The following is a 16,338-nucleotide window of genomic DNA, read 5'->3' as shown; positions in this document are numbered from 1 at the left end:
TTTCAGTCCGCTGCTGTCCCCGTCCCGTCGTCAAGCCGCCACCCGCCCGGCGAACTCGCGTCGCCGCACGAGCCGTTGCCCACCGTCTCCCGTCGGCCCCCACCAGCGCGCGCCGACGGCACACCCTTCAGTACACCCCCCCTCACTCGCCGGACAAGCAAAGGAGCACCGGATGAGCAGGAGAGCCACCACCGCAGGAACCCCGCGCGGCCGGGCCGCGCGCGCCGGGTCGGCCCGGCACCGGACGCTGCTCGCGGGCCTGGCCGTCTGCGCCGCCGCCGCGGTGGCGCTGCCTGGCCCGGCCTCGGCCGCCGCGCCCGGCGCGGCCGAGGCCCAGGGCGGCCACGGCCGCGGGCCCGTGCGCGCCATGGAAGACCTCGACCGCGCCCCGGTCGCCGTGCTCACGGACGACGGGGTCTTCGTGTCCTGGCGCATGCTGGGCCTGGACAAGGACAACATCGCCTTCCACGTCTACCGCGACGGCGAACGCGTCAACCGCGCCCCGCTGCGCGACACCACCAGCCTCACCGACCGCCACGGCGACGCCGACTCGGTCTACCGGATCAGGACGGTCGGCGGCGGCCAGCCCCCGCAGTGGACCGACGAGTTCGGCGTCTGGGAGCAGCAGTACCGCGACATCCCCGTCAACCGCCCGGCCGGTGGCACGACCCCGACCGGGCAGGAGTACACCTACCACCTGAACGACGCGAGCGTCGGCGACCTCGACGGCGACGGCACCTACGAGATCGTGCAGAAGTGGGAGCCGAGCAACGCGCAGGACAACTCCCGTTCCGGATACACGGGCAACGTCATCCTCGACGCCTACACGCTGGACGGCCGGCAGTTGTGGCGCATCGACCTCGGGCCCAACATCCGGGCCGGGGCCCACTACAGCCAGCCCATGGTCTACGACCTGAACAGCGACGGCCGTGCCGAGGTCGTGCTGAAGACCGCTGACGGGACGGTGGACGGCGAGGGCACCGTGATCGGTGACCCGGACGCCGACCACCGCAACGCGAGCGGCTACGTGCTCGAAGGCCCCGAGTTCCTGACCGTGTTCGACGGCAGGACGGGCGCGGCGATCGATACGGTCGACTATGTGCCGGGGCGCGGTGACATCTGCTCGTGGGGCGACTGCTACGGCAACCGCGGTGACCGTTTCCTGGCCGGGGTCGCGTACCTGGACGGGGAGCAGCCCTCCGTGGTCTTCTCGCGCGGCTACTACACCCGCAGCGTGCTCGCCGCGTTCGACTTCGACGGCGAATCCCTCGTCCCGCGCTGGACGTTCGACAGCGACGAGTGGGGCGATGAGTACGAGGGGCAGGGCGCCCACAGCCTCTCGGTCGCGGACGTGGACGGCGACCGGCGGGACGAGATCGTGTTCGGCTCGATGACGGTGGACGACGACGGAACGCCGCTGTACAACACCGGCCTCGGGCACGGGGACGCGCTGCACGTGTCCGACTTCGACCCGAGCCGGCCGGGGCTTGAGGTGTTCGCCTCGCACGAGAGCATGTCGGCCTCGGGCAACCTGGGCGGAACGTTCCGCGACGCGGCCACGGGCGAGGTCCTGTACGGCATGCCGGCCACGCGGGACACCGGGCGCGGCGCGGCGGGCGACATCGACCCCAGGCACCCGGGCGCCGAGGGGTGGGCCGTCACGGCCACCGGCGCGTGGAACTCCCGCGAGGGCGAACTGCGCGCGGCCGACGGCACGTTGATCGGGACGGACATCCCGTCGGCGAACCACATGATCTGGTGGGACGGCGACCCGCTGCGCGAGATCCTCGACCACACCTTCGACGAGGCGGCCGACCCGGCGGGGGCGCCGTTCGTGGCGAAGTGGGACTGGGAGAACGGCGTGCAGGAGGAGGTGTTCCACCCGGAGGGCGTGTACAGCAACAACTGGACCAAGGGCAACCCGGTGCTCCAGGCCGACCTGTACGGCGACTGGCGCGAGGAGGTGCTGTACCGGACGCAGGACGAGTCGGCGCTGAGGCTGTTCACGACGACCGAGGAGACCGACCTGCGGCTGCGGACCCTGATGCACGACCCGCAGTACCGGCTGGCCGTCGCCTGGCAGAACGTCGCCTACAACCAGCCGCCGCACCCGTCGTTCCACATCGGCGCCGACATGGCGGAGCCGCCGCGGCCCGCGATCCGCTACGTGACCGACTGATTCCCGTCACGTAGCAGGCGGTCCATACCGGTCCATGCCGGTGGGCGCAGGACGGCGCCGGTCGATGCGGCCGGCGCCGTCGCCGTCCCCCGCGCGGCGACGGCGCCCGCCCGTCCGGCGTGTGCGTCCTCGTCCCTTCCATGAGTCCCGTACGGATTCGGTGAGTTCGCTGGGGGCGAGGAGTTCCGCGGGTATCGCGCGCTGCTCGACGCCGCGAACGAACAGCCCGATGATGGTGGGGCACCGCGCCCGCGACGAGCTGTTCGACCGTCGTCGCATGCCTTGACACGGAGGAGGCGCCATGGCTGTACGCGTCCACCTGGGCGGCGCGGACCTGCGGCGGGTCACGGTCGCGCGCTGCGCGGAACCGCTGTGCGAGATCGAACGCAGCCTGCGGACGCTGCGGTCGCCCGCCGGCGACCCGGCGACCGCCCGGTGGGGGCGGTGGGCGGCCAGGCGGCTGCCGAGGGCGGCGCACCCGCTGCTCGCGCTCGTTCCCGGCGGCGGACCCTGCCCCGACTTCCTGACTCCTCTCACCACGAGTCCAGAACTGGGCACGGCACTCGATGCCGTGACGAGCACCCCGCGCTCCCGCCTGTCGCGCGAGCTGGGGCCGTTCGCCGCCCGGCGCGGCACCGCCGCGGCCTGGGCGGACGACCTGCGGCGCGGGAGGACGCCGGCGCTGCGCCGCCTCGAACAGGCGATCCGCGGCTACCACGGCGCCGTCATCGAGCCGCTCGGGCAGCACCTGACGGCCGCGTTCGACTCGGCCGCGGCCGGCCTGGTGCGCACGCTGGCCCGCGACGGCCTCGACGCCCTGCTGGCGGAGCTGCACCCCACCATCCGCTGGGAGCCGCCGGTGCTCCACGTGGCACACGAGTACATGGACGGGGACGTCCGCCTGCACGGCCAGGGGCTCCACCTGGTCCCGTCCTTCTTCGCCCGCTCCAACGCGGTGATGGACGAGGCGGGTTCGCCCTACGTCGTGGTCTTCCCCATGCGTGAGCGCGCTCCCTGGCCGGGCCGCGACGACCCGCAGGACCGCGCGCTGGCCGCCCTGCTCGGTGAGACGAGGGCCGGGCTCCTGTACGCCATCGGCCAGGCCCAGGGCATCTCGACCGCGTCGCTGGCCCGGCGGGCCGGGATCGCGGACTCCACCACGAGCCACCACGTCACCGCCCTGCGCGGCGCGCGGCTCGTGGCCACCCGGCGGTCGGGTGCCGGGGTGCTGCACACCCTCACGCCCCTGGGCGAGGACGTGCTCCGCTCCAATCCCCGGCGCACGCGCTGACGCGGCCGCGGGCCGTGCTGTGACGCGCCGGTCCGTTCCGCGCCGGGCCGTGACGCGCCGTTCCGCGCCGGGCGTGGCACGGGGCGCGAACGCCCGGGGCCGCGCCCGCGTCCGGTGGTGTCAGGGGGGCGCCGTAGACTCCGCGTGCGCCGGGTGACCGGAGTGCTCCGGACCGCACGCAGGGAGGTCGTCACCGTGTCCACCGCCGTGGGCCGTTCCGGAAGGTCGAAGCTGACCCGGGTCGAGCTGTCCGGGCTCCCGCGCAAGCCGCACGGCTGCCCGGCCGAGGTGCAGCGGAGCTGGGCGCGGTTCCGCGCCACGCACGAGTCCGTGGCCAGGCTGTTCGACGCGCTGAACGAGTCACGGGCGGCCAAGGACGATCCGCGCGGGGCGATATCGGAGCTTCACCTGGACCAGGCGCGGGCCGCGATCGTGTTCACCGCGGCCGGCATCGACGCGTGCCTGCGCACGCTGCTGCGGGACGCCCTGGGCACGCTGCTGAGCCAGGACGGGCCCGCGCACGGCGCGTTCACCCGGCACTTCTTCACGCACCGCCTGGGGGGCGAGCTGACCAGGCCGACGAAGAAGGCCGTCGTCGCGCTCGACCCGCGGGCGGCGCTGATCGACCTGTACGTCGAGGACCTGACCGGGGCGAGCGTGCAGGGCTGGAAGCACCTGGCGCGCTGCCGCGACGCCTTGGGGATCGACGGGCCCGCCCTGACGGACGACGTGCTGCGCACGCACCAGGACTTCTTCAACGCCAGGCACCAGGTCGTGCACGAACTCGACCTCGTCGACCCCTCGGGGCGCGGCTCCCGCAGCCGCCGCCCGCGCGACCTGACGGCCGTGGGGCAGCAGTGCGACCGCGCGTTGCACGTGGTGTACGACTTCATCGCGCCCACCGCGAAGGCGGTCAAGGCGGTGCTGCGCTCCGCCGGGCGCGAACGGCGCGCATGACCAGCACGTGCTCGCCGCCCCGCGCCGCGCGGCGGACGGCGCGCCCGTCAGCGCGCCGGGCCGTGCGGCCCGACCAGGCCGGACCTGTGCGCGAGCACGGCGAGCGCGGTGCGGTCCCGCGCGTGCAGCTTCGCCAGGACGCGGCGCACGTAGGTGCGGGCGGTCGCCGGGCGGGCGGTCGCCGGGCTGATGTGCGGGACGGCGGCGATCTCCTCGTTGGTGTCCCCGTGCCCGACCCGGACCAGGACGGCCGGCTCCCGTTCGCCTGGTCCACGGCGTACTGCTCGCGCTCGGGCACCAGGTGCTCCGGGGCAGCGCCTTCGGCGACGACCCGCCGTCGCCGGGCGGGAACCTGAGCGGTCTCGACCCGCGGCCGAGACGGTGGTCATCCGCTTCTTCGCCGTCGTCAGCGGTGTCTTCACCGGGGTGCCGGTCGGCGCGCTCGCCGGTCTCGCGGCCACGGGCATCACCCGGCTCACCGGCCGCTCCCGACCGCCGAAGCCCGGGGTTGTGATCGGCCCGCGGCCCGCGTGCGCCCGTCGACCCGGCCGCGATTGTCAGTGGGCCCTGCGAGGATGCCCGGCATGCAGACACCCTTGCTTCTCGCCGACGTCGAGCGCGCGGTCCGCGCCAGTTGGGGCGCGGACACCTGCACGCCCGAGTACCGGGCGCGCTGGACTCCGGACAACCCGGCCCGCGACCAGTGCGGCGTCACCGCCATGGTGCTCAACGACCTGCTGGGCGGCGACCTCCTGCGCGGCGAGGTCCGGGTCGCCGGGCAGCGCACGGACTTCCACTGGTGGAACAGGCTGGGGATGGGCGTCGAGATCGATCTCACGAGGGAGCAGTTCGCGCCCGACGAGATCGTGACCGAGGGCGTCGTCATACCCAGGCCGCCCACCATCGTCAGGCTCCGCGAGGAGTACGAGCTGCTGCGCGACCGCGTGCTCCAGCGGCTGGCCGCCGCCTGACGGCCTGCGCCCGGACCCGTCCGCCGCCTCGTTCGCCCGCCCGCCTCTCCCGGCGGGCGGCGGTGCCCCGCCCGTGCTACCAAGACACAAGGGACGTTTCGGGCGTCCGGGTGCGAGGCAGGGGAGCCGGCTGATGGAACGAGGCACGCGTCGGGCACGCGTTCCTGCGGCGGGTGGGTGACCGCCAGGCCCCCGGGTCACCCCGAGCGCCCCGAGGACATCGCGGCGCCCCGCCCCGCGCCCCGCCGCGCCGACGGCCCGCTGGTCACGGCCGCCGCGGCGCTGGCCGCCGCTGTCGCCCTGACGGCGGCCGGGCGCCGGCGCGGCGCGTGAGGGCGCGCGCCCCCCGAGGGCCGGGCCTGCGGCCCCGACCGGCGCGGGCCGCGTCGCAGGGAGGAGCCGGGGAACCCGAGGACGTCACGGAGCCGATGAGAGGAGGACGGACATGCGCGCGGTGACCGTGCGGCCCGGCCGGCAGGACGCGGTCGAGGTGTGCGAAGTGCCCGAACCCGCGCCCGGTGCTGAGGAGTTGCTGGTCGAGGGCATCGCGGCCGGTGTGTGCGGCACGGACCTCGACATCGTGGCGGGCGACTACGGCTGGGCGCCGCCGGGGCGCGACCGGCTCGTGCTCGGGCACGAGTCGCTCGGCCGGGTGCGGCGCGCGCCGCACGGCAGCGGGTTCGCGCCTGGCGACCTGGTCGCGGGCGTCGTCCGCCACCCCGACCCGGAGCCGTGCGGGGCGTGCGCGCACGGGCAGCCGGACATGTGCCGCAACGGCCGCTACACCGAGCGCGGCATCAAGGAACGCGACGGGTTCGCCGCCGAGCTGTGGTGCGTCGAGCCGTCGTGCGCCGTTCGGCTCGACCCGTGCCTGGCGCGCGGCGGGGTGCTCCTGGAGCCGGGCAGCGTGGTGGCCAAGGCGTGGGAGCAGGTGGAACGCGTCGGCGCGCGGGCCTGGTTCGAGCCGCGCCGGGTGCTGGTGACGGGCGCGGGGCCGATCGGAGTGCTCGCGGCCCTGTTCTCGGTGCGGCGCGGGCTCGCCACGCACGTCCTCGACCGGGTGACCGACGGGCCGAAGCCCGCGCTGGTCCGCGACCTGGGCGCGGAGTACCACACCGGCGAGATCGCCGACGTGCTCGCGGCCGTCCGCCCCGATGTCGTCATCGAGGCGACGGGCGCGGGGCCGCTGGTGCTCGGCGTCCTGACCGGCACGGACGCGTACGGGATCGTGTGCCTGACCGGTGTCTCGCCCGCGGGCCGCGACCTGACGGTGGACGCGGGGGCCGTGGGGCGGGACCTGGTCCTGGGGAACCGGGCCGTGGTGGGCTCGGTCAACGCCAACGTCCGGCACTTCCGGCAGGCCGCCGACGCGCTCGCCGCCGCCGACCAGGAGTGGCTGGAGCGCGTCATCACGCGCCGCGTCCCGCTGGACCGCGCGGCGGACGCCTACGCCGCCGCCCGTTCGGGTGCGGACGTCAAGGTCGTCATCGACCTCGACCCGTCCGCCGCGTGAGCCCCAGGGCGCGGGCCGGTACCCTGGGTATCGAACGAGCGTGCGATTTCGATGGGTTGGCCAGCACACCGACAACGCCGCACGACCGCCCTTGGGAGGACCACGATGCCCGAACCGACGAACCCCGCGCCGGCCGGCCGCACCACCGTCGAGCCCTGGGTCGTCACCGACGACACCGGGGCCTTCCTCGACTTCGTCGCCCGGGCGTTCGGCGGCGAGGAGCTGAGCCGGGTGCGGACCGAGGACGGCTCGATCGGCCACGGCGAGATCCGGATCGGTGACACCGTCGTATCGGCCTTCGACCGGCGTCCCGACTGGCCCGCCACGCCGAGCCTGCTGACCGTGTACGTCGGCGACGCGGAGGAGGCGTTCGCCCGCGCGGTGGTGGCGGGCGGCCGAGTCGTCACGCCCCTGGCCGACGACGCCTTCGGGCGGCGCGGCGGGCGCGTCAAGGACCCCCTCGGCAACATCTGGTGGGTCACCAGCCACGTCGAGGACCTCACCGAGGAGCAGATGGGGCAGCGCCTGCGGGAGCCCGCGTACGCCGAGTCGATGCGCATGGCCCGGGAGACGCTCGACGCCGAGCTGAGCGGCCGGCGCGACGGCCGTGGCCCAAGGCCCGCCGGGGACGGCGGCTGACCGGCCCCCCGCACGGGCGGCCGCACGGGCGGGCGTGCGGCACCCGCCCGTGCGGCCCGGGGTCAGCCGGTGGCGCAGGCCGAGCCGTTGAGCGCGAACGCCGTGGGCGGCGCGGTGCCCCCGGTGTGCGTCGCCTGGAAGCCGATGGCGACGCTCGCGCCCGGCGCGATCGTGGCGTTGTGCGCCGCCGCCGTGGCCGTCACCGTCCCGCTCGCGGGTGCGTAGGCGGCGTTCCAGCCCGAGGTGATCGTCTGCCCCGCCGGCAGCGTGAAGCGCAGCGACCAGCCGCTGACCGGCGCGGTCCCGGTGTTGGTGACCGTGAGGGACGTGGTGAGGCCGGTGTTCCACGCGTTCGTGGTGGCCGTGACGCGGCACGCGGCCGGGTCGCCGCCGCCGGGCGGCGGGTCCGGTTCGGTCAGGCCGAAGAACGCGATCGCCCGCTCCGCCATCCCGCCGGCCGGCAGCGAGTGGCCCACGCCCTGGAGGCTGTTGGCCTCCACGGGCGCCTGGGTGCCGGTCCCGCCGTAACGGGTGCGCGTCCAGTTGGACTGCGGGTGGTCGGTGAACGCCGGGGTCTGGCTGACACCCAGCACGTTCGTCCACTGCTTGATCTGCTCACCGAAGTTCGGGTAGCGCAGCGTGCTGTCCTCGGTGCCGTGCCACACCTGCATGCGCGGCCTCGGTCCGCTGTGCCCCGGGTGCGCGGCGCGCACCAGGTCGCCCCACGCCTGCGGGGTGCGGCTGATCTGGCCGTTGGCGCAGGCGCTGTTCCAGCCGGACCCGTCGGTGGTGGCGAAGCAGCCGAACGGGACGCCCATGAACGCGGACCCGGCTCGGAACACGTCCGGATAGGTGCCCAGGAGCACGTTCGTCATCATCGCGCCCGACGAGGCGCCGGTGACGAAAACCCGTTCCGGGTCGCCGCCTCGGGTGCGCAGCACGTGGTCGACCATGGACATGATGCCGACCGGGTCGCTGCCGCCGCCGCGCCGCAGCGCCTGCGGAGACGACACGTCGAAGCACTGGCCGCTGCGCGTGGCCGACGGGTAGACGACGACGAAGCCGTACCGGTCGGCGAGCGAGGCGAATTCGGTGTTCGCGTGGAACGCGGGCCCCGAGCCGGTGCAGTAGTGCACGGCGACGACCACGGCCGGCTTGGCCGGCACGCTGTCGGGCACGTAGAGGTGCATCCGCAGATTGCTCGGATTGCTGCCGAAATTCGTGACTTCCGTCAATTGTGCCGCCGCCGCGGGCGGCGCGGTCATCAACAGGGCGGCCAGCAGCGGCAGTACGCCACCGGCCACGGCGGCGAACAGCGCACGCGCGCGTTTCACGCCTCTCACGGACATGTTCTTGTCCTTTCGGCTCACTTTTCTAGACTTGCGCTCGTGAAGGGATTGCTGCTGCGCCTTTCCTCCCTCGACGCCGACGCGGCGGCGGCGGTGCGCGTGATCGCGCACTTCCAGGCGCTGCTCGGGGCCGACCGGCTCGACCCCGCCGCGCTGGTGCGGTCGGCGGCCGGTCTCGCGGAGTGCCCGGCCGGGCTCGAACTGCCCGACGGGCGCACGTTCCGCTCGGACCCTGACGGCGCCGCCCCGGCGGGACCGGCCGAACGGGTCTCCGGCCGGGCCGCGTTGCGGCCCGCCGGGTGCGTCTGGCTCGAAAGGACCGGCGGTCCCGGCCCGTTCGACGACCTGGTCATCGAGTGGCTGGCCATCGCCGCGCACACCGTCGGGCGGCCCCTGCGCGTGGCCGACCCGGCTCTGGTCGAGGTGGCGCTGTCCGCGCGCGAGGCCGTCGCGGACCGGGCGCGGGCGCTGCGGCTGCTCGGGCTCGCGCCGCAGGAGCCGCTGCGCGTCGTGGCGGTGGCCGCGCCCGCGGACCCGGACGTGGCCGCGCTCGCGCTGCTGGGCCGCGGCGCGCTGCCGGGGCCGGTGCGCGTGGCGCGGGTCGGCGCGCACGGCGTGGCGCTGGTGCAGCGCCCCGGGGGCGGCTCGCCGGCCGCCGCGCTGCGCGAGGCGCTGCGCGGCCGGACCAGGGCGGGGGTCGGCGGCGCGGCGGATGCGGCGCGCGCGGCCGTGTCCTTCGAACAGGCCGTCGTCGCGCTCCGGTTCACGGCCGCGGGGCCGCCGGGCGACGCGGTCGCGTGCCACGACGAACTGGGCCCGGCCGCGCTGCTGGCCGAACTGCCCGCGGCCCGGCTCGCCGCGCTGCCCGAGGTGGCGCGCCTGGCGGAGGTCGCGGCGGGCGGCGGGGCCCAGCACCTCGCCGCGCTGTCCGCGTTCTGCCGCACCGGGTCGCTGCGCCGGGCCGCGGCCGAACTGCACCTGCACCACAGCTCGGTGGCCGCGCGCCTGGCGCGGGTCGAGGAGGCCGCCGGCTGGCGGCTGCGCGATCCCGGGGACCGGTTCCGCGCCCAACTGGCCCTGCACGCCTGGCGGCTCGCGGCGGGCGGCGCCGTCAGCACGTGAGGGCCCGGCGCAGCACGGCCAGCTCCTCGGCGGCCATCCGGCGCGCGACGGCCGCGTGCCGCACCAGCGACGCGCCGTGGAACGTGCCGGGGAACAGGTGCAGTTCCGCGGCCACGCCCGCGGTGAGCAGCGCCCGCGCGTAGTCGATGCCCTCGTCCCGCAGCGGGTCGAACGCCATCACGGTGATGTGCGCCGGCGGCAGGCCGGCGAGCGCGGCAGCGTCCGCGCGGGCCGGGGCGGCGGTGGCGGGCACGCCGGGCGAGCCCGGCACCCCGTCGCCCAGGTACGCGGCCCAGCTCAGCCGCGCGTTGCGCCGGTTCCACACGGGCGTGTCGGTGAACGCGCGGGCGCTCGGCGTGGCGAGCCGGTCGTCGAGCGCCGGGCTGTCGAGGTACTGGAACGCGATGCGCGGGCCGCCCCGGTCCCGCGCGAGCAGCGCGACGGCCGTCGCGAGGCAGGCGCCCGCGCTGTCCCCGGCCACCGCGACGCGGGCGGGGTCGCAGCCGAGGCCCGAGGCGTGCTCGGCGGCCCAGCGCAGCGCGGCATAGCAGTCGTCGAGGCCGGCGGGGAACGGGTGCTCGGGCGCGAGCCGGTAGTCGGGCGAGACGATCACGGCCGGCAGCGCGCGGCACAGCCGCAGGTTCGTCTCGTGGTCGACGTCAGGGCCGCCGAGCACGAAGCCGCCGCCGTGCACGCGGAACACCAACGGCAGTGGTCCGTCGGCCCGTTCCGGCCGGTAGAGGCGCAGCGCGACGCCGGGCTCGCGGACGTCCTTCACCACCGTGCCCGAGGTGTCGGCAGCGGCGGCCCGCGCGGACAGTTCGGCCTTCTGCGCGGCGCGCGCCGCCGCGAGGTCGGAGATGTCGACCTCCGGCATCATCGCGAGGGCGGCGGCGAGTTCGGGGTCCAGGGGGTAGGGCATGGGCACACCGTGGCAGCCCGGGACCGCGGGCGGCAGCAGACGGGTGTCGGGGCCCTGGGCGCGGGGGCCCGACGGGCGGCGCGTTCACGGTAATTCCGCGGGCGGTCGCGGGCGCGCGTGCGAATCACCGGGACGCCGGGCTCGGAAATCTTTCGGCGCGCCGCGCACTTGACCCGCCCAAAAGGCTTCCCTAATGTCATGGCCATTCCACGAGGCCGCAGTGGTGCTTCCCTCTCTTTTCCGTGCCGGGCCGGTGCGACCGGCGGCGACGTGCCGGGATGCCCGCTGCCCCGACGGTGCCACGAAAGGGCGCGTTGCCGTGAAAAGAAAGCCGTGGTTCTTTCAACTGGGCGTCGCGGGATTTCTCGCATTCGCCCTTCTCGCCGCCTCTTCCGCCGTCGGCGCGTCGGGCACGGGAAATCCGGGCGCCGGCGTGCGGCACTGGGTGAACACCTGGACCGCGATGCCGCAATTGACCGAGCCGGGGAATATGCCGCCCGCGCCGTTCACCCGGGACGGGCTCGTCCTCGCGGACGCGACGCTGCGGCAGACCGTGCGCGTGACGGTCGGCGGCGACGACCTCAGGCTGCGCTTCTCCAACGCCTTCGGCGGCGCGCCGCTGCCCCTGACCGCCGTGTCGGTGGCCCTGCCGCGCGACGGCCGGGCCGGGACCGCCGCGGTCGAACCCGGTTCCGTGCGCCCGGTCACCTTCCACGGCGCGCCCTCGACCGTGGTGCCCGTCGGCGCCCAGGTGGTCTCCGATCCACTGCCGTTCACCGTGCGGTCCGGCGCCAACCTGACGGTGACGACCTACCTGGCCGAGGGGCAGGCGTCCAACGACATCACCTCGCACCCGGGCTCGCGGACCACGTCCCACCTGCTGGCCGGCGAGCACGTCGCGGCCGGCGACCTGCCGGGCGCCACCCCCACCGACCACTGGTACTTCCTGAGCGGTGTCGAGGTGCGCGCCTCGCGCGCCACCGCGGCGGCCGTCGTCGTCGGCGACTCGCTCACCGACGGCAGGGGCTCGACGACCAACGGCAACGACCGCTGGCCCGACCAGTTGTTCGACCGCCTGAACGCCAGGCCGGGCACGGCCCGCACGGCGATCCTCAACCAGGCGGCCGGCGGCAACCGGGTGCTGAACGACGGGCTCGGACCCAACCTGCTCGCGCGCCTCGACCGCGACGTGCTGGCGCAGAGCGGCGTTGAATGGCTCATCGTCTTTCACGGCGTCAACGACATCGGCACGGCGGCGGCGACCCCCGAGGCGCAGGCGGCGGTCAAGGCCCAGCTGCTCGCCGCCTACGACCAGGTCGTCACCCGCGCCCACGCGGCGGGCATCCGCGTGTACGGGGCGACGCTGCCCCCGTTCGGCGGGAACGACATGTACGACGACGCGGCCGGGCTGCGCGAGGCCACGCGGCAGGCGGTGAACACGTGGGTGCGCGAGAGCGGCACGTTCGACGCGGTGGTCGACTTCGACCGGGCCGTGCGCGACCCGGCGGAGCCGGGCCGGCTGCTGCCCGCCGCCGACACCGGCGACCACCTGCACCTCACGCCGTACGGCTACGGGCTGCTCGCCGATGCCGTCCCGGCCCGGCTGCTGCGCTGACCACGGCCGGGGAACCGGGGCGAACGCCCGGGCGCGCGCCGTCGGTCCGCGCGCCCGGGCGGCCGTCCGATGCCGCTCAGCCGGAACGGCCGCCCCTCCCGGACGGCCGTTCCCGCCGGGGCCGTTCCCGCTGACGGGCGTCCCTACAGCGCCGCGAGGTCGACCGCGGGTTCCGGGCGGTGCACGCCGCGCGGCCGGTAGCCGAGCGATTCCGCGAGGCCCGCGAGGTCGGCCAGGTACCAGAGCGTGGCCAGCCACATCTCGGTGCCCTGGAGGCCCGGGCGGTGCTCGGCGTGGGACGGGCCGCTCAGCGGCGGCACGCGGAACGGGAAGCCCTGGCCGTCGGTCCAGGTGGCGATGAGGCCGTCGATCTGGCCCAGCGCCCACTCCTCGGCCTCCGTCGCGCGGTGGGAGGTCTGCCGCCCGGTCAGCCACAGCGGGTGCGCCACGTCGAGCACGTTGCAGGCCGTGCTGCGGCCCGGCCCGAAGTGCCGCGCGTCGGCCGCGTGCCGGAGCACGGTGTCGATCGCGCGCTCCGGATGCGGGACCGGCAGCCCGAACTGCGCGAACGAGCCGCGGGTGGCGCGGTAGTAGCCGTTGACCGGCTGGAGCAGCCCGTCGGCGGGCCTGGGCCGGGACCACATGCCGGTGTCGGGGTGGCAGTGGGTGAGGAGGCGGCCGAAGAACGCGTCCACGCCCGCCCGTTCGCCCGCCGCCGGCTCCCGGCCGCGGCGCAGGTTCCACATCAGCGCGGTGCCGATCGTGTCGACCCCGGCCCCCGCCCCCCAGCCCGACCGCTGCCACGGCAGGCCGTCGACGAACGCGATCAGCTCCTCGGGCAGCATGCGCGCCACCGCGGCCACGGGGTACTCGAAACGGGACCCGAGCAGGTCGAGGGCGTAGCCGAGGCTGAGCACGTGGTAGTGGGCGGCGCCGTCCTCGAACCCGGTCGGCGCGGGACCGTGCCCGCCGTCCGCGTCGAGCGGCGGGGTGAGCCCGGTGCGGGGGTCCTGGTTCTGCCGCAGCCGCCTGACGTGGTCGGCCACGGGCAGCTGCACGGGCGCCCGCCCGGCGAGCAGGTACGTGATCTCGACCGCGTCGGCATGGGCGCGCAAGGTCGCGGGCGCGCCGGGCGCGTCCACGTATCGGCCGGTGGCCGTGCCGTCGGGCGCGGTCGCCGCCGGCTCCCAGCAGCGTGCCACGACGGCGTCCGCCTGGGCCGCGGCCCGTTCGGCGAACGCGGCCAGCCGGTCGGCGAGGGCGGCGCGTGCCGAACGGGCCGCGCTCTTGGGCGTGCGCCGGTCGCGTATGAAACGTGCCGGGTTCCCTGCGACGACGGCCCACTCGGGCACGTCCCGGGTGACCACGGCGCCCGCGCCGACGACGGCGTGCGAGCCGATCGTGACGCCGTCCACCACGACGGCGTTCGAGCCGATCCACACGTCGTCCCCGATGGTGATGCCCCGTTCCGTGACCGGCTGGCGGAAGACCGGCCGGTCGGGCGCCATGGAGTGGTTGAAGCCGAGGATCGAGGCGTGGGCGCCGATCCGCACGCCGCTGCCCAGGGTGACGGTGCCCCTGACCACGGTGAACGGGTTGACGGTGCAGTCGTTCCCCGCGTTCAGCGTGCCGGTCACGTAGGCGTGCGCGGCGATGTAGGAGTCGGCGCCGATCCGCAGGACGGTCGGGCTGATCATGGCGAGCGGGGAGAGGAAGGTGCGCGGGCCGATCTCGGCGCCGCACTGCTCGGTCAGCGCCCGCTGGCGTTCGCGCTGGGCCGCTCGCTGCTCCTCGTCGGCGCGCTGCCAGAACAGCCAGCCGTTGTAGTCGAGGGCCTTCGGGTCGTCGGTCGGGACGCCGTTGTCGGAGCCGCCGGGGCCGCTCTCGGTGCTGTCGTGGGCGAGGTCGCCCGTGGTGTCACCGGAGTCGCCCCCGGGGACATGGTCGGGGGAGTCGTCGGGGAGGCTGTCGGGGATCTTGTCGGCGGTGCCGCCGCTTCGGCCGTCGGAGTGCACGTCCATCGTCCCGTCCCATGTGTCGCTCGTCGTGCGCGGTGCTTCCCGGGACCCTATCCGGGCCGCCCGGCGCGTGCGCCGGGCGCGCACAGCGCCAACTGCGCTCCTTGCCAGCGGGCGCGCAGTCTGCGGTCGTGCCCCGTGACCACGACGGCGCCGGGGCCGGGGCCCAGGGCCTCGGTCAACTCGTCGGCCAGCGCGGGCGACAGGTGGTTGGTCGGCTCGTCGAGGAGCAGCAGCTGCGGCGGGCGCGCCACGAGCAGGGCCAGGGCCAGTCGGCGGCGCTGGCCGACGGAGAGTTCCCCGACGGCCCGGTCCATGGCGCTCTCGTCGAGCAGCCCGAGCGTCCGCAGGGGAACGGCGGCGGCGCGCTCGGGGCCGAGCGCCAGCTCGTAGGTGGCGCGGGCGGTCCGCTCCGGCCGGCCGAACGCGGTGTCCTGGGCGAGCAGGCCGACCGTGAGGCCGCGCCGCCGCCTGACCTCGCCCGACGCGGCGAGGTGCCCGGCGAGGACCGCGAGGAGCGTCGACTTGCCGGCCCCGTTCCGGCCGGTCACCAGCAGGCGTTCCGTGGACCGCACGTCCAGCCGGTCGACGGCGAGCCGGCCCGGGACGCGGACGTGCCGCAGCGCCACGAGCGTGCCGTCCCCGGCCTCGGCCGTGAGCGCGTCCGTCCGCAGGCGCAACGGCTCGGGAGGCTCGGGCACCTGCGCGCGTTCCAACTCGGCGAGCCGGCGCGCGGCGTTGCGCACTCGGCGCGCGATCTGGTTCTGCACCCGGCCACCGCTGTGGTCGTACCCCATGCGCTCGCTGTCGCGGGGCGCACGCCCGGGCGCGACCCGGGGCGCGGTCACCGAGACCGCGCGCCGGAGTGCGGTGATCCGCTCCTGCTCGTCGGCGTACTGCCGCCGCCACCGCTCGCGGTCCGCGAGCTGCCGCACCCGGTAGTCGCTGTAGGTGCCGCCGTACCGGGTGGGGCCGCCTGGCGCCGGGTCGAGGTCGACGATGTCCGTGCAGACGGCGTCGAGGAACGCGCGGTCGTGGCTCGCCGCCACCAGCACGCCGGGGAACGCGCGCAACTGCCCTTCCAGGAAGGCCGCGGCATCGTCGTCGAGGTGGTTGGTCGGCTCGTCGAGCAGCAACGCGTCCGGCCGCCGGGTGAGCAGCGCGGCCAGCGCGAGCCGGGCGCGCTGCCCGCCGGACAGGCTCGCGAGCGTCCGGGCGTGCGGCACGCCGCCGAGTCCGAGCCCGGCGAGCACGACGCCGGCCCGCCGGTCGGCGTCCCAGACCTCGTGCCGCTCGGCGCGCTCAAGACGCTCGCCGTAGGCGGCGAGCGCGGCGGCGTGCTCCGGCGAGTCCTGCGGCGCGGCGGCCAGTTCTCCGGCGAGCCGGTCGAGCGCGGCGAGGTCGGCACGCGCCTCGCGCAGCGCGTCGTCCAGCACGTCGGCGATCGTCGCGGAACCGTCGAACGGCATCTCCTGACGCAGATAGCCGAGGCGCGCGGGCCGTTCGACGGTGCCCGCGTCGGGCTGGTCCGCGCCGGCGAGCAGCCGCAGCAGGGTCGACTTGCCGGCCCCGTTCTCGCCGATCAGCCCGATGCGGTGGCCGGGCGCGGCGGTGAGGCTCACGCCGTCGAGCACGCGGCGGGCTCCGAGGAGGCGGACGAGGTCGTGGGCGGTCAGAGCGGTCGGGTGCACGGGTACCACCAGGGGGTTCGGCCGCCGGCCACGGCGGCGGGGCAGGGGGCGAGGAGACGAGGAGACGAGGA

Annotated in this window: 14 protein-coding genes; 9 read left to right on the top strand and 5 right to left on the bottom strand. The window is 75.7% G+C overall.

Annotation, left to right across the window (positions count from 1 at the left end; translation table 11 throughout):
* Positions 1–172: 172 nt before the first annotated feature.
* From LC193_RS07975 to LC193_RS07965, 3 genes are all read left to right on the top strand, one after another.
* Positions 173–2,179: a rhamnogalacturonan lyase gene (locus tag LC193_RS07975; protein WP_318842134.1), complete on the top strand. Its 2,007-nt coding sequence runs from the start codon at positions 173–175 to the stop codon at positions 2,177–2,179.
* 301 nt (positions 2,180–2,480) lie between these two features.
* Positions 2,481–3,470, top strand: a complete 990-nt coding sequence (locus LC193_RS07970; protein ID WP_226072885.1) for a helix-turn-helix domain-containing protein — start codon at positions 2,481–2,483, stop codon at positions 3,468–3,470.
* Between the two features lie 153 nt (positions 3,471–3,623).
* Positions 3,624–4,427, top strand: coding sequence for a hypothetical protein (locus tag LC193_RS07965; RefSeq protein ID WP_226072883.1), 804 nt, complete (start codon positions 3,624–3,626; stop codon positions 4,425–4,427).
* 47 nt (positions 4,428–4,474) lie between these two features.
* Here LC193_RS07965 and LC193_RS07960 read toward each other — a convergent pair whose 3' ends face one another.
* Positions 4,475–4,888 carry a response regulator transcription factor gene (locus LC193_RS07960; protein WP_226072880.1) on the bottom strand — a complete coding sequence of 138 codons (414 nt, stop codon included), beginning with the start codon at positions 4,886–4,888 and terminating at the stop codon, positions 4,475–4,477.
* A gap of 123 nt (positions 4,889–5,011) precedes the next feature.
* Between LC193_RS07960 and LC193_RS07955 the strand changes: the two genes are divergently transcribed.
* From LC193_RS07955 to LC193_RS07940, 4 genes are all read left to right on the top strand, one after another.
* On the top strand, positions 5,012–5,398 hold the full coding sequence (locus tag LC193_RS07955) for a YunG family protein (protein ID WP_226072878.1): 387 nt from the start codon (positions 5,012–5,014) through the stop codon (positions 5,396–5,398).
* Positions 5,399–5,575: 177 nt separating this feature from the next.
* The gene (locus LC193_RS07950) at positions 5,576–5,731 is read left to right on the top strand and encodes a hypothetical protein (RefSeq protein ID WP_226072876.1); all 156 of its coding nucleotides are present in this window, start codon (positions 5,576–5,578) and stop codon (positions 5,729–5,731) included.
* Positions 5,732–5,843: 112 nt separating this feature from the next.
* A complete protein-coding gene (locus tag LC193_RS07945) occupies positions 5,844–6,911 on the top strand; it encodes a glucose 1-dehydrogenase (RefSeq protein WP_226072874.1) in 1,068 nt (355 codons plus the stop codon).
* 105 nt (positions 6,912–7,016) lie between these two features.
* Positions 7,017–7,550 (top strand): VOC family protein, encoded by a 534-nt coding sequence (locus LC193_RS07940; protein WP_226072872.1) that lies wholly within the window; start codon positions 7,017–7,019, stop codon positions 7,548–7,550.
* Positions 7,551–7,612: 62 nt separating this feature from the next.
* Here the strand turns inward: LC193_RS07940 and LC193_RS07935 are convergent, their stop codons facing one another.
* Complete coding sequence (locus tag LC193_RS07935; RefSeq protein ID WP_226072871.1) at positions 7,613–8,899, bottom strand: extracellular catalytic domain type 1 short-chain-length polyhydroxyalkanoate depolymerase; 1,287 nt, start codon at positions 8,897–8,899, stop codon at positions 7,613–7,615.
* 39 nt (positions 8,900–8,938) lie between these two features.
* On the opposite strand from LC193_RS07935, the gene LC193_RS07930 reads away from it, so the two are divergent.
* The gene (locus LC193_RS07930) at positions 8,939–10,021 is read left to right on the top strand and encodes a helix-turn-helix domain-containing protein (protein ID WP_226072868.1); all 1,083 of its coding nucleotides are present in this window, start codon (positions 8,939–8,941) and stop codon (positions 10,019–10,021) included.
* Here LC193_RS07930 and LC193_RS07925 read toward each other — a convergent pair.
* On the bottom strand, positions 10,011–10,943 hold the full coding sequence (locus tag LC193_RS07925) for an alpha/beta hydrolase (RefSeq protein WP_226072867.1): 933 nt from the start codon (positions 10,941–10,943) through the stop codon (positions 10,011–10,013). The two genes, LC193_RS07930 and LC193_RS07925, sit on opposite strands and share 11 nt — an antisense overlap.
* Positions 10,944–11,262: 319 nt before the next feature.
* Between LC193_RS07925 and LC193_RS07920 the strand changes: the two genes are divergently transcribed.
* Positions 11,263–12,558: an SGNH/GDSL hydrolase family protein gene (locus LC193_RS07920; RefSeq protein ID WP_404819371.1), complete on the top strand. Its 1,296-nt coding sequence runs from the start codon at positions 11,263–11,265 to the stop codon at positions 12,556–12,558.
* 143 nt (positions 12,559–12,701) lie between these two features.
* On the opposite strand, the gene LC193_RS07915 is transcribed toward LC193_RS07920, so the two are convergent.
* Positions 12,702–14,579 (bottom strand): acyltransferase, encoded by a 1,878-nt coding sequence (locus LC193_RS07915; RefSeq protein ID WP_226072866.1) that lies wholly within the window; start codon positions 14,577–14,579, stop codon positions 12,702–12,704.
* A gap of 47 nt (positions 14,580–14,626) precedes the next feature.
* Positions 14,627–16,267, bottom strand: a complete 1,641-nt coding sequence (locus LC193_RS07910) for an ABC-F family ATP-binding cassette domain-containing protein (RefSeq protein ID WP_226072864.1) — start codon at positions 16,265–16,267, stop codon at positions 14,627–14,629.
* Between the last annotated feature and the right edge of the window lie 71 nt (positions 16,268–16,338).

Origin of the sequence: Streptomyces marincola (genome assembly GCF_020410765.1) — a bacterium.
In the GTDB taxonomy this organism is placed as follows: Bacteria; Actinomycetota; Actinomycetes; order Streptomycetales; family Streptomycetaceae; genus Streptomyces; species Streptomyces marincola.
This window is presented reverse-complemented; position numbering and strand designations above follow the sequence as displayed.